At 72.2% G+C, this 12,576-nt stretch carries 13 protein-coding genes; 6 read left to right on the forward strand and 7 right to left on the reverse strand.

Annotation, left to right across the window (positions count from 1 at the left end):
- Nucleotides 1–5 precede the first annotated feature (5 nt).
- The gene (locus ACFTXQ_RS05995; protein ID WP_382636312.1) at nucleotides 6–698 is read right to left on the reverse strand and encodes a response regulator transcription factor; all 693 of its coding nucleotides are present in this window, start codon (nucleotides 696–698) and stop codon (nucleotides 6–8) included.
- A gap of 537 nt (nucleotides 699–1,235) precedes the next feature.
- Between ACFTXQ_RS05995 and ACFTXQ_RS06000 the strand changes: the two genes are divergently transcribed.
- Nucleotides 1,236–1,685, forward strand: a complete 450-nt coding sequence (locus ACFTXQ_RS06000; RefSeq protein ID WP_382636314.1) for a GntR family transcriptional regulator — start codon at nucleotides 1,236–1,238, stop codon at nucleotides 1,683–1,685.
- Here the strand turns inward: ACFTXQ_RS06000 and ACFTXQ_RS06005 are convergent.
- A complete protein-coding gene (locus tag ACFTXQ_RS06005) occupies nucleotides 1,661–2,428 on the reverse strand; it encodes a response regulator transcription factor (protein WP_382636316.1) in 768 nt (255 codons plus the stop codon). The two genes, ACFTXQ_RS06000 and ACFTXQ_RS06005, sit on opposite strands and share 25 nt — an antisense overlap.
- Before the next feature lie 263 nt (nucleotides 2,429–2,691).
- Between ACFTXQ_RS06005 and ACFTXQ_RS06010 the strand changes: the two genes are divergently transcribed.
- The 4 genes from ACFTXQ_RS06010 (at nucleotide 2,692) to ACFTXQ_RS06025 (ending at nucleotide 5,418) form a co-directional block, all read left to right on the forward strand.
- Nucleotides 2,692–3,891: a sensor histidine kinase gene (locus ACFTXQ_RS06010; RefSeq protein WP_382636318.1), complete on the forward strand. Its 1,200-nt coding sequence runs from the start codon at nucleotides 2,692–2,694 to the stop codon at nucleotides 3,889–3,891.
- Complete coding sequence (locus ACFTXQ_RS06015) at nucleotides 3,888–4,535, forward strand: response regulator (protein ID WP_382636319.1); 648 nt, start codon at nucleotides 3,888–3,890, stop codon at nucleotides 4,533–4,535. The genes ACFTXQ_RS06010 and ACFTXQ_RS06015 overlap by 4 nt, the downstream gene beginning before the upstream one ends.
- Nucleotides 4,536–4,664: 129 nt before the next feature.
- Nucleotides 4,665–5,018: a hypothetical protein gene (locus ACFTXQ_RS06020; protein WP_382636320.1), complete on the forward strand. Its 354-nt coding sequence runs from the start codon at nucleotides 4,665–4,667 to the stop codon at nucleotides 5,016–5,018.
- Between the two features lie 37 nt (nucleotides 5,019–5,055).
- Nucleotides 5,056–5,418 carry a hypothetical protein gene (locus ACFTXQ_RS06025; protein WP_382636322.1) on the forward strand — a complete coding sequence of 121 codons (363 nt, stop codon included), beginning with the start codon at nucleotides 5,056–5,058 and terminating at the stop codon, nucleotides 5,416–5,418.
- Here ACFTXQ_RS06025 and ACFTXQ_RS06030 read toward each other — a convergent pair.
- Nucleotides 5,408–6,229 (reverse strand): dienelactone hydrolase family protein, encoded by an 822-nt coding sequence (locus tag ACFTXQ_RS06030; protein WP_382636323.1) that lies wholly within the window; start codon nucleotides 6,227–6,229, stop codon nucleotides 5,408–5,410. The two genes, ACFTXQ_RS06025 and ACFTXQ_RS06030, sit on opposite strands and share 11 nt — an antisense overlap.
- A 235-nt stretch (nucleotides 6,230–6,464) precedes the next feature.
- Here ACFTXQ_RS06030 and ACFTXQ_RS06035 point away from each other — a divergent pair, with 235 nt between their 5' ends.
- Entirely contained in the window at nucleotides 6,465–7,265 is an 801-nt protein-coding gene (locus tag ACFTXQ_RS06035; RefSeq protein ID WP_382636325.1) for a class I SAM-dependent methyltransferase, read from the forward strand.
- 18 nt (nucleotides 7,266–7,283) lie between these two features.
- Here ACFTXQ_RS06035 and ACFTXQ_RS06040 read toward each other — a convergent pair whose 3' ends face one another.
- The 4 genes from ACFTXQ_RS06040 to ACFTXQ_RS06055 form a co-directional block, all read right to left on the reverse strand.
- The gene (locus ACFTXQ_RS06040) at nucleotides 7,284–8,057 is read right to left on the reverse strand and encodes a maleylpyruvate isomerase N-terminal domain-containing protein (protein WP_382636326.1); all 774 of its coding nucleotides are present in this window, start codon (nucleotides 8,055–8,057) and stop codon (nucleotides 7,284–7,286) included.
- Nucleotides 8,058–8,148: 91 nt separating this feature from the next.
- Nucleotides 8,149–9,981 (reverse strand): hypothetical protein, encoded by a 1,833-nt coding sequence (locus ACFTXQ_RS06045; protein WP_382636327.1) that lies wholly within the window; start codon nucleotides 9,979–9,981, stop codon nucleotides 8,149–8,151.
- A 121-nt stretch (nucleotides 9,982–10,102) separates the two neighbouring features.
- Nucleotides 10,103–11,287, reverse strand: a complete 1,185-nt coding sequence (locus ACFTXQ_RS06050) for a zinc-dependent alcohol dehydrogenase (RefSeq protein WP_382636328.1) — start codon at nucleotides 11,285–11,287, stop codon at nucleotides 10,103–10,105.
- A 92-nt stretch (nucleotides 11,288–11,379) separates the two neighbouring features.
- Nucleotides 11,380–12,564, reverse strand: a complete 1,185-nt coding sequence (locus ACFTXQ_RS06055; protein WP_382636330.1) for a VWA-like domain-containing protein — start codon at nucleotides 12,562–12,564, stop codon at nucleotides 11,380–11,382.
- Nucleotides 12,565–12,576: the final 12 nt, after the last annotated feature.

A 12,576-nucleotide genomic window follows, 5' to 3' on the forward strand; every position in this document is an offset into this window, starting at 1 on the left:
GGGGTTCAGCGCCCGCTGCCGGGGCGGCGCGGTGCGGTGAGGAGGTATCCGCTGCCCCGGACGGTGACGATGGTCCTGCAGCCGAACGGGGTGTCGATCTTGCGCCTCAGGGCGCTGATGTAGACCTCGACCACATTGGACGGATGATCGGGCTTGAGGCTCCACACACGGTTGATGCTCTCCGCCTTGGAAACCGCGGTCCCCGCCCTCTCGGCCAGGCAGGCGAGCACGGCGAACTCCTTCGCGGCGAGCTCGATCTCCGTCTCCCCCCGCCAGACGCGCATGGGTACGGGATCGATGATGAGGTCGCCCACCTGCCAGACGGCGGGTCGCCGCCGCCTGTCGATCCGTACCAGCGCTTTGAGCCGTGCGGCGAGTTCCGTGAAGGAGAACGGCATGACGAGGCAGTCGTCCGCGCCGATCGCCAACCCCTCGGCCGTTGCCCGCTCACCGCTGTTCGTGGCGAGCATCATGACCGGTGTGGTGCGGCCGACTGCCCTGAGCCGGGCGCAGAGTTCGTAGCCGTGCATCCCGGGAAGCAGGGTGTCGAGCACGATGGCGTCGTAACCGCCGCCGAGTGCCCGGCACAAGCCCGTGTACCCGTCCGACACGCACTCCGTTGTGAACCCCTCCTCGGCCAGGCCGTGGCGGAGCAGTTCGGCGAACCGGGGGTCGTTCTCGATCAGGAGCAGGCGCATGGCGACACCATGCCCCCGGCTCCACGCACGCCCCTGCGGGGCTGAACCGGGCTACAGCCCCAACGCCGTACTCCGGCCAGAGCCCTTCCCGTCGCCGCTTGCGCCCCGACCTGCCGGAACGCGGTCCGGCCTCCGGACGGGCACTGCGACCCACAGCCCCCGCCCCCGGAACTCCGGCTCCGCGCGCGGCGGTCGCGGAGCGGTACGGGGGCTGAAAAGCGCCCGTCGACCTGTGGCGGCCTTCAGGTCACCGACCGAGCTGAAGCGGCATTCAGCGCTGCTTTGGCACTCCAGCGCCGCGGAGGCAGAGTTCTGCGTGTGGAGAGCGGGACGGTCGCGAGACCACCGGCGTGGGCACACCCTCCTCCGTCGCGTGTCCGCGCCGCCGGTACCCCGGCCGTCAGCCGGCGTCTCCACGTCGCCGAGTCCAAGGGCCCCCATGGGGCAGGGGCCTGCCACGGGTGGCCCTTGGACTCGGCCCTCCGCCCGCGATCGCTTCGCGTCCCTCGCCACATGCCGACCACGACCGGACTCACCATGACAGCATCGAACGCCCCTGAAGCACGCCCCGCACTGCGCCCCTACTACCAGCTCCTGGCCGACGACCTGGTGAGCCGGATCGGCAGTTCGGCCTCACCCGACGAGGTGCCGACCGCCGGCGAGATCTCCAAGCGGTACCTGATCCCGCACCCCACGGCCCAGTTCGTACGCCGGGCGGCCCGCACACAACTGCGTTCGCCCAGGTCCCGCTACGCCCCGCCCAGTGCCACGGTGCCGCAGTTCACCTGGCAGGTGGTGGCCGGCCAACTGCGCGCACAGATCCTGGGCGGGGGCATGGAGGGCCGGCTGCCCAACCGGCCCACCCTCGCCGTCGAGTACCGGGTCAGCGTCGACACGGTCAGCAAGGCGGTCCAGCAGCTCGAGCGGGAAGGCCTGGTCATCAGCTCCGGCCGGCACGGCACCTACGTCCTCGAACGCACCCCGTAGCGCTGAGCGCCCCCACGGGCCTGCCCGCCGGCAGCGCCGAGCCTGTATCCCGCGCCCCGGACCGTCACGATGGTCGAGCAGCTGAAGGGGAGGTCGATCTTGCGGCGCAGAGCGCTGACGTAGACCTCCACGACGTTCGCCGGTCTCGGCGACCCCTTCTTCCAGACCCGCTCGATGATCTCGGTTTTGGTGACGACCCGCTCGGCCGCCTCGGTGAGACACGCCAGCACGCTGAACTCCTTCGCGGTCAGCTCGACCTCGACCCTCCCGCGCCACACCCGCATGGAGACCGGATCCACCCGTAGATCGCCCACCACCCATTCCCCCGGGAAGCGTCGCCCGCCCCTGCGCGCAAGAGCCCGCAGCCGGGCGGTGAGCACCACGAAAGCGAAGGGCTTCACGAGGTAGTCGTCGGCGCCGCTCTCCAGCCCCGCGACGATGTCGCGCTCGCCGTCCTCGGCCGTGAGCAACAGTACGGGGACGGTGCTGCCCGCCTCGCGGAGCCGGGAGCACACTTCGTACCCGTTCAGTCCGGCCAGCCGCACGTCGAGCACGATCACGTCGTAGTCGCCGGTGAGTGCCCGCCTCAGACCGGCGTGCCCGTCGGAGGCCCATTCCGTATGGAATCCCTCGGCGGCCAGTCCCGTCCGCAGCCAATGCGAGAAACGGGCGCTGCTTTCGATCAGCAGAATGCGAATGCTGCGGACAGCTTTTTTGTGCTCGCGTTGCAAGGGCGGGCTCACGGGGGTTCCCTTCGAAACTGGCCTCGGTGTTGTCGTGAAAACAAGATAAGTGGCAACCAGAACCCGCGGACCGAGTCGTCTTGATTGAAAACCATCGACGGCCATTCTGCTGCCGAAGGTGAATTTCCGCGGTACCCGATTCACTTTCGTTGTCGGGAGTTGTCGACGATGGTGAATGCCCGGCGGCGCGGCGGTGGTCTAGTCCTTTCTGGTAGGGTCTGTCGTTCTTCTGGTGGAATCGGCCGGATCGACGAAGGAACCCTGTGACCGCCCTAGCCTCGCCCGACGCCTTCGAGCGCTGGTACGCCAAGCTCATGACCCCCGTCGGACGCACCTGGCTGCTGCGCGCCGACCTTCTGGTCGTGGCCCTGGTCGCGGTCGGGTCGGTCAGCAGCGCCTGCGACCCCGACACCGGGCTGGTCAGCGGCACCATGGCCGGCGTCGCCGCCGCTCTGGTCGTGTCGGCCGGCTTTCTCTGGCGGCGGCAGGCGCCGCTCCTGGTCGCGGGCCTCACCGCCGCCGGGCTGATCGTCAACGGCTCCCGCCTCCCGGTCTTCCTGGCCCTCTACTGCCTGGCCCGCGAGCAGCGTCACCACCGCACCGCCGTCATCGGCCTCGCCTGGGCCGTGTTCACCATCCTCAAGACGCTGCTGGCCGGCCAGGTCGGAGCCGACCTCTGGGACCAGTCCCTGTACGCCGCCATCTACTCCGCGTTTCCGGTGATCTTCGGGCTGGGGGCGCGGGCGTACGAGCGCAGCCTCGCGGCACTGCGCGAGGAACGGGAACGGAGGGCCGAGCAGACGAGGGCCGAGGAGCGGCTCCGGCTGGCGCGGGAGATGCACGACGTGCTCGGGCACCGCATCTCGATCATGGCCATGCAAGCCGGAGCGATCGAGGCCGGCGGAGGCGCGCGGCCCGAGTGCAGTCAGCTCGCCCGTGCCGTCGGCGACACCGCCCGGGCGGCCATGCGCGACCTGCGGCACGTGGTGGGCGCCCTGCGCGACGGGGAGGGCTCGGTGGTCGCGGGGCGGCGGCTGCGCGATCTCGACGCGTTGGTGGAGGAAGCGCGGTCGGCCGGCCTGCTGGTCGAGTACGGGGCCCGCCCGGTGGACGACGTTCCTCCGGAGGCGGCGCTGACCGTCTACCGGGCGGTCCAGGAATCCCTGTCCAACATCGCCAAGCACGCCCCCGGAGCCCGCACCACGGTCCGCGTGCGCCTGGAGGGCGAGTTGCTGTCGGCTTGCGTGACCAACGCGCCCGCTTCCGCAGGGGCGCCGACCGGGCCCCGCTCGAATCACGGAGGGGGCTTCGGAATGACCGGATTGAGAGAACGGGTCTCCCTGCTGGGCGGCGAGTTCGATGCCGGCCCGACCGCGGCGGGCGGGTGGAGGGTGTACGCAGGTCTGCCGGTCGGGGCGGTGCCCCGCCCCGAACCCCGCAGCTCCGGAAGCGGCGCACCGTGATCCGCGTCATCGTGGCGGACGACGAGCCGCTCATGCGCTTCGCCCTGCGTGCGGTGCTGGAGAGCAACCCGGACATCGAAGTGGTCGGCGAGGCCTGCGACGGCGGCCAGGTCCTGGACCGGACCCGTGAACTGGACCCCGACGTCGTACTGACCGACCTGCGGATGCCGGGCACGGACGGCATCACGGCGACCCGCCGGCTCATGGAGCTGCCCAAGGCGCCCGCGGTCCTCCTGCTGACCACCTTCGACACGGAGGACGGCATCACCCGGGCACTCGCGGCCGGAGCCACGGGCTACCTGCTCAAGGACGCACCACCGGAACAGGTCGTGGCCGCGGTTCGCCTGGTGGCGTCCGGCGCCACCGCACTGGCCGCCGGCCCCGCAGCACGACTGGCCGCGACGAACAGGCCCGCACCTCCGGAGCGGCGGCAACTCCCGGAAGGCCTGAGCGGGCAGCAGCGGGAACTGCTGAGCCACCTGGGGACCGGTATGTCCAACGCCGAGATCGCCAGGTCGATGCACCTGTCCGAGGGGACGGTCAAGGCGTACGTGTCCCGGCTGATGTCCGTACTGGGCGTCGAGAACCGAACCCGGGCCGCGATCCTCGCCTACCAGGCGGGCCTGGTCCGAGACGGGGCGTAACCGAACCTGTGGCGTTCTTCAGGTTGTCGGTCTGAATGGGTGGCGTGTCGTTTCTCCCCGTCAGCGGGCCCTGTTGAGGCCGGGCGAGGCACGGGAAGCAGCCCGTCCTCGGAGACGAGAGGATCGATCATGCGTACGCCCCTGACCGCCGGATTGGCCGCCGGAGCTGCACTGCTCTGCTCCATCGGCGCGGTCTCCGCCGCACACGCCGACCCGCTGGAGGACAACAGCGGCAACGTGGCCCAGCAGTACGGTGCCCAGATCCTGGAGGGGGAGGGCCTGACCACCCAGGGCTTCGGATCGGTGGCCCTGAAGGAACAGACCGGCCTGATCAACCAGAACGGCGCCCCGCTGGTCAATGTCGACCTGTCCTGCCCGGCCCCGTGGGTCGGCGGCGTCATTCACGGCACCTTGGGCAACAACTACGCGGCCTGCAACACCGATGACATCTCCCAGGTCAAGACCGGTTCCCTGATCGGCTGACCCGGATCGACCCCCGAGAACAGAGAGAGGCATCCCGATGCGCAAGTCCCTGACCGTCGGCGTCGTTGCCGGCGTCGCACTGCTCTCCTCCTCCGCTGCCGCCCATGCCGCCCCATACGGGACGGAAGGCCCGGTGCTGGACGACAGCGGCAGCATCGCCCAGTCCTACGGGACGAAGGTGCTCCACGGAGAAGGCCTGACCACCCAGGGCTTCGGCGACGTCGCCGTCAAGAAGCAGACCGGCCTGATCAACCAGAGCGGCGCCCCGCTGGTCAACCTTGACGTGTCCTGCCCGGCCCCGTGGATGGGCGGCGTCATCCACGGCACCATCGGCAACAACTACGCGGCCTGCAACACCGACGACGTGTCGCAGGTGAAGACGGGAGGCCTCATCGGCTGAACAGCCGTGTGCGGAACAGGTCGAGCACCTGGTCCAGCGCCGCCCGGGTGGGTTCTCCGGGGGCGTCGATCAGGTGCTCGGTCAGCACGGAGTGCGGGGGAAGGGCGCCGGCGGGGTTGGCCGCGTCGTCGTCCAGCTCCACGGCGACGAAGGCGTCGCCGAGTTCGCGCCGCAGGAACTCGAACCGGTCCCCGGGTACGAGCCGGTCGCCCTTGAACCGCAGTCCCATGACCTGCAGTCCCTCCCGCTCGCAGCGCCCCCGTACGACGGCGAGTTCCTCGGGGGCGATGTCGATGGTCCGCGACCGCCCCGCCGAGACGGCCACCGGCAGCGACGGCTGGGACAGCACCGGGGCGACCAGCCGGGGGTCGGTGGCCATGGCCAGGGCGAAGCCCCCGGTCACGCACATGCCCACGGCTCCGACGCCAGGGCCGCCGCACCGCTCGTGTTCGTGGGCGGCCAGGGCGCGCAGCCAGGAAACGACCCGTGAGCTGCGACCCGTGGCGAGCAGGGTGAACTCCCGGCTCACGCACACCTTGAGGGTCGACGAAGCCGCGTACCGCGCCGCCCCCAGCAGGCCGTGCGCATCGGGATGGGGGTCGCGGCCGGGCTCGCCGAACAGCACCGGGAGCACGACGGTACAGCCGATCTCCGCGACCCTGTCGGCGAACTCCAGCACCTTCGGGGTGATGCCGGGGATCTCGGCCATGACGATCACGGCGGGGCCGTTGCCCCGCCGCAGGATCCGGCGTTGGACCCCCTCGTGGGTGAACGCGCTCTGCTCGTAGCCGGTCAGGTCGTGGTCCGTCATGACTCGTCTCATCCCCTCCGCGCAGCGGATCCTGCCGCCGAGAGGACCTCGCCGACCGAGGGGAGTCTGGCACGCGGCGCATCGCCGAGTGCCCGCAGGCCCCGCCTTCGCCGGAGGCCGGGTGATGAGCCGGGCGAGTGGACCCGGCGCCGTGGGCGGCGCGAGCGGGAGCGTGGCGCGACGGGCGCGCGTAGCGTCCGTGGCCCGACGTCGGCACACGCCACGAGGAGACAGCATGTCCACGGCCGACTCCCCTGCGAAGGGCCACTACGAAGACGAACTGGGTCACGCCAACCCGCTGGAAGCGGCCCGGCTGCGGGCCATCACGGAGGCGTTCGACCCCGAGACCGAGCAACGCCTCTCCGCACTGGGACTCCCCGAGGACGGCCGCTGCCTCGAAGTCGGCGCGGGTACCGGTACGACGGCCGCGTGGCTGGCCGCACAGTGTCCGCGCGGCCACGTCACCGCAACCGAGCTCGATGTCAGGCTGATGCCGCGCGAGTGCCCGGACAACCTCGACGTGGTGCGGCACGACGTGACCGTCGACGAGTTTCCCGAGCACTCCTTCGACCTGATCCATGCCAGGTTCGTCCTCATGCACCTCCCCCAGCGCGAACAGGTGGTGGAGCGGATGCGCCGCTGGCTCGTGCCCGGCGGCACGCTCCACCTCGAGGAACTCGTCAACTTCCCGTGCACCGGTATGCCCGAGACCTCGCCGCTGCGCCGGGGCATCGAGACGGCCTGGTCGATGCTCGCCGATTCGTACGGAATGGAGCGCAACTGGGGAACGCGTGCGGCGTCCGTCCTCAGCCGCTGCGGCTACCGGGAGGTGATGGCGGAGGCCTCCCTGCCCGCCTCCCACCCGGGGGCGCCGGTCGCGGAGGTCTCGCGGCTGTCGCTGATCGCCCTCACCCCCGCCCTGGTCGAACGCGGCCTGCTCAGCGAGGAGGAAGTCGAAGCCGGACTCTCGGAGTTGCTCGACCCGGCCCGCGTCTCCTTCCCCCTGGCCGTGATCGCGGTCCGGGGGCGCCGCTGAACGGCCGACCGATCCTGCCTACTCCTCCGGCTCCCAGTCGCGGAGCAGGTCGAAGAGCCCCGCGTCCCCGTCCATCTGCAGGGAGTCCGCCGGGATGCGGTCGTACACGAAGAGGAGCAGGTCACTGGCCGTGCCACGGACGCAGACGCCGGCCTCGTCGTCCGGTCCCGCGCCGGCAGCGCGGGCGAACCGTGCGCCGGCGCCGTCGAGGGTGAGGCGCCAGGAGAGGCCCTCGGTGGCGTGGAAGTCGAAGGCAGTGGGCTTGTGCGGCCAGGCGCCCGTCGTCGCGATGCAGGTGGACAGGAAGTCCTCGAATCCGTCGAGCGCGACCTCCTCCGGCAGCGGCTGCGCGGCACCCGCGGTGAGCTGGGCGTCGTACGTGTGCACCGCCATCTGCTGGAGCTGGTGCCGGGCGACGGCTCCACAGGTCTGCGGCGACTGCGAGGCACCCCACCACGTCCAGCAACCGCGATCCGGGCCGGCCTCCCGCAGTGCGTCCAGCATCTCCTGCGTCGACGCGGCCAACCAGGCCGACAGGGCCTCGCGCTCCCGGGGCGCGGTCGGGTCGCCCTGCGGGGCGGACTTGGCCGTGGCGGCCGGGCCTGCGGCGACGGTGGCGGCCCAGGAGAGGCGCCCCTCGCCGATGTGCTGCGCCAGATCGAGCAGCGTCCACTCGGGGCAGGTGGGCACCTGCGCGTCGAGGTCGGGCGCGGAGGCGACCGCAGCCCGGAACGCGACCGACCGCTCGTCGATCAGTCGCAGCAGGACGGAGAACTCAAGTGGCGTCGTCATACGGGCTTTCTATCACTCCGTGTCCGACAACCGGACATGATTTTTTACGCAGCGTACGCCGCGCAGCCGATCCATGCGGAGGCAAGTGGGCTCAGCGCAGGCACCCCACGATCTGGATCGAGATCCTCGCGCTCCCGGTCAGTCCGGCGGCCGTGTCGGTGGCGGAGAAGACGAGCGGGTAGGTCCCGTCCGCCAGGAGCGGCACCAGGAACCGGCCCGATGCTCCTGCACCGATCGTGACCGGCCCGTTGGGGCCGATGATCTGCCACGTGGTGGCCTGCGGGTCGGTGATGGCGCGGTCGCCCGGCCGCGTCCGCGCCGTACCGGCGAACGCCTCCTCGCAGCCGCGGCGCAACTTGCCGCCACCGCCGGGCTGCTCGATGGACACCGCCGGAGCCTGCGGCTGCGCGGACGGCGAGCGTCCGGGCTGCGTGGAGGGCGGGCGGTTCGGGCCGCCGGTCGTCGGGCCCGGAGTGCTCGGCGTACGCGGCGTGGGGGAGACGCCCGGAGACCCGCTCGGGTTCGGCGAGGTCGACGGCGAGGGAGAGGGTGACGGCGAGGCGCCGGGGCTCGGGCTGGAGGAGGGCGTGGGGCCGGCCTTCGACGGCGCCAGGTCCAAGGAGGGCGGCAGCTCCGGCCGCGTCACGGCGGGCGGCGGGGTGCCCTCGTCCGGAGAGGTGGGCTCGGCGTCGATGGTGCCGCATACGGCGCTCGCGACCATCCGCTGGCTGTCCGGGAGGGCGGAGCCGCGCAGCAGCTGGTCGTCGGCGCTGTGCCCGTGGTCGTCGAAGTAGCCGTTGCCCGTCAGCGTCTCGGCGTCGGAGTGCTCGATCCAGACCGAGTTGTGGTACGGGGTGCCGGCCCGCTGCTGGTTGTGTCCGGTGACGTGCCAGTCCTTCACCGGCCGTCCCGATGACCCCGGCGTGGGCCCGTCGGCCGACGCGTACAGCCAGCCGTCGCCGAGGAAGCGCTGGGGGCCGTCGCCCCCTTCGTTGTCTGCCGGGAACAGGAAGCCGCCGCCCAGCACCAGCCGCCCCTTGGGGCACTTCACGGTGGCGTCCGCGGTGGCTCCCGCCCCGACCGCGACCGCGGCCGTGGCGATCGAGACGTCCTTCAGCCTGACGCATATGGGCCGCAGGTCGACGGCGAAGTTCGCCTGCGGAGGCTGCGGCTCCAGGATGCGGGTCTTGCGCTCCACCGCCACGGAGTCCCGCATCGGGAACGAGCCCGTGCTCAGTTGCGTACCCGGATTGACCGAGACCGTCCAGTGCCCGGGCGCGGGCTTCCCGTCGGCCGCCTCGTCCGTGGTCAGCTTGTCCAGCGGTACGGGCGCCACCGGCCGCCCGGTGACGGAGCGCGCCGCCCGGAACTCGACCCCGACCAGCGTGTAGCCGCCGAAGCAGGCGGGCCGCGCCTCCGCCGTGCGGAAGGCCTGCGCGTAGGGGCCGTCGGTCGACAGGTCGTGGATGGGACCGTCGTCGCCTGAGGTCGCCTTCGCCCCCCGGTCCCTGAAGGCGTGCGCCGCCCGCGGGGTGAAGTCCTGGTGGGGTTCGAACTCGGGCTTGGCGTTCACGCACAGCGCGTACGAGGTGAGGGTGACGGGCGCGTCCCCCGGGTTGTAGGCCGCCGCGAGCCACGCCGCGCCGATGAACTCGCTGGTCGTCGCGAAGCCGTTGCCGTCGATCGCGTACCCGCCGCCGAGCGCGGTCTCGTGCTTCGCGCACCCCGCCACGATGGCCTGTTCGCCACCCGCCGGCACCTGTACCGAGGCGCTGCGCTGCACGACCGCGAGGTGCGGCCCCCGCGCGGCCCACCACACGCCGGCACCCGCCGCGCCACTGACCACCAGGGCCCCGGCAGCCACAACGGCCGCCGTTTTCCCGCTGATCGCCGCGCCCGCCTTCGCGAAGAGCCCAGCGCTCATTTCCCGCCCCCTACCGCTCCGCCCGCCTGCGCACACGCGGGGCCGTGGGCACTGTAGCGGCCGGAACTCGCCCATCACAGGGGTACGGAGCCACCTGTCCGGGCCCGGGTTCCCGGGCGGATCAAGGCCGCAGCAAGGTCTTGATCATCCCGTCCTCCTTGGCGAGGAACATCGCATAGGCCCGCGGTGCCTCCTCCAGCGGCATGGTGTGGGTGGCGAAGCCCTCCACCCCGAGGGGGTCGTCGTCGGTCAGCAGCGGAAGGATGTCGTCCACCCAGGCCCTCACGTTGGCCTGCCCCATCCGCAGCTGGATCTGCTTGTCGAACATCGTCAGCATCGGCATCGGGTCGGCCGCCCCGCCGTAGACCCCCGACACCGATATGGTCCCGCCCCGGCGGACCACCTCGATCGCCGTGTACAGCGCGTCGAGCCGGTCGATGCCGGCGCGCTCCATCAACGGCCGGGCCAGCCTGTCCGGCAGCAGCGCCGTGACGCGTTGCGCGGCGGCCCCCAACAACGCCCCGTGGGCCTCCATGCCGACCGCGTCGATGACGCAGTCCGTGCCGCGGCCGTCGGTCAGCGAGCGGACGGCGTCGGCGAGCCCGTCGCCGAGGTCCTTCGTGTTGAGCGTGTGGACGCCGCAGCCGCTCGCCCGGTCCAGCCGCTCCGGCACGAGGTCGACGCCCACCACCAGGCCCGCGCCCCGGTGCAGGGCGATCCGCGCGGCCATCTGCCCGATCGGCCCGAGCCCGAGGACGGTGACGGAGCCGTGCGGCGGTATCCCGGCGTACTCCACGGCCTGCCAGGCGGTGGGCAGCACGTCGGACAGGTAGACGAAACGCTCGTCGGAAGGCCCCTCGGGGACCTTGACGGGCAGGGTGTCACCGAACGGAACCCGCAGGTACTCGGCCTGCCCGCCGGGGACCTGCCCGTAGAGCTTGGTGTAGCCGAAGAGCGCCGCCCCCTTGCCGTACGCGTGGACCTGCGTGGTCTCGCACTGGGACTGCAGGCCCCGGTCGCACATGAAGCACCGCCCGCAGGAGATGTTGAAGGGGATCACCACCCGGTCACCGGGCCGCAGGGCGGACACCTCGGACCCGACCTCCTCCACCACCCCCATGGCCTCGTGGCCGAGGACGTCCCCGGCATCGATGAACGGCCCCATCAGCGTGTAGAGGTGCAGGTCCGAACCGCAGATCCCGGTCGATGTCACCTTGACCACGACGTCGGTCGGCTCCTCCAACCGCGGATCCGCGACGGACTCCACGCGGACGTCCCGAGTGCCCTGCCAGGTCAGTGCGCGCATGGCTCTGCTCCCTCCATGCCCGGACTCGGATCCGGGAAGCGTTGCCCGGCGCCTGCCCCCGACGTACGGGTGTATGCAGCCGGCAATCGTCCCTACCGGCCGAGATCGACGCGTACGGTCTCCACCCAGGCCGGGGGCGCCGGCGGGTCCTCCCCGACCAGGGCGGCGATCAGCCTGCAGGACGGCGTCTCGTCCGGCCACGGCGTGTACCCGTCGGTCAGCACCACCACGACGTTCGGCCGGTCGGGCAGGGCCAGCGCCGCGCTGATGCCGACGCGCATGTCCGTGCCCCCGCCGCCGGCCAGGGCCACCTCGCCGGCGCTGCGCACCCGCGTCACGGCGTGCACGTCGGCGTCGCAGGCGAGGACGGCGACCCGGTTGCCGCCGATGCCCACCTCCCGCAGGACACCGGTGACTTCGGCGAGCGCGGCCGCGAGGTCGTCCGGGCCCATCGACCCCGAGGTGTCGATGACGACGGCCACCCGCGGCAGCGGCCTGCGCAGGCTGGGCAGCACCACCCGGCCGCCGAGCGCGGGAGTGCGGCGCGAGGGGCGGCGGTACGTGTAGTCCACCGCCCCCGCCCCCCAGGCGGCGGCTTCACGGACCGCTCCGGACAGCGCTTGGCGCCAGTCCACGGAGGGCTCCAGCAGCTCCTGCGCCCACCGCGCCCAGCCCTCCGGCACCCGGCCCCGGGTGCGCTGGTGGGCCCGTACGGCCTGGGCGGTCTGCCGGCGCAGCGCCTCCGCCTCCACCGGGCCCACCCGGGCGGGGCCACCCTCCTCGCCCAGCTCCCAGGGCGCGGGGGTGCCGTGCGCGCCGGAGCCGCAGTCCGGCCCGTGGGGCGTCGGGGGGATCGCCGCCAGGTACGTCTCGAACAGGCCTCCCGCGGGCAGCCCGTAGAGCCTGGGCTCCATCCGCCCCTCGGGCAGCGCCAGCCCGTCGGCGAGCAGGTCGTCGTTGATCTCGCAGTCCTGGGCGATGTTGACCCGGACCGGATCGCGCTGGTCGGCGGCGGGCAGGCGCTCGGCGCGGCCGTGGTGGTCGCGCAGCAGGTGCGCCACCTCGTGGATCCACACCCCGGCCAGCTCGGCGACCGGGGTCGCCTCGACGAAGGCGGGCGAGACGTAGCAGCGCCAGTGCCGGTCGACGCCCATGGTGCGCACCCCGTCCGAGGGGACCACGGTCAGGGCGTACAGCGCGGAGGCGAGGTACGGACGGGCCTCCGCGGCCTTGTACCGGGCTGCCAGCAGCTTCGCGCGGTCCAGTTGCGGGCGCACGGCGGGGCCGGG

The organism is Streptomyces sp. NPDC057010 (genome assembly GCF_042673805.1).
Lineage (GTDB): Bacteria > Actinomycetota > Actinomycetes > Streptomycetales > Streptomycetaceae > Streptomyces.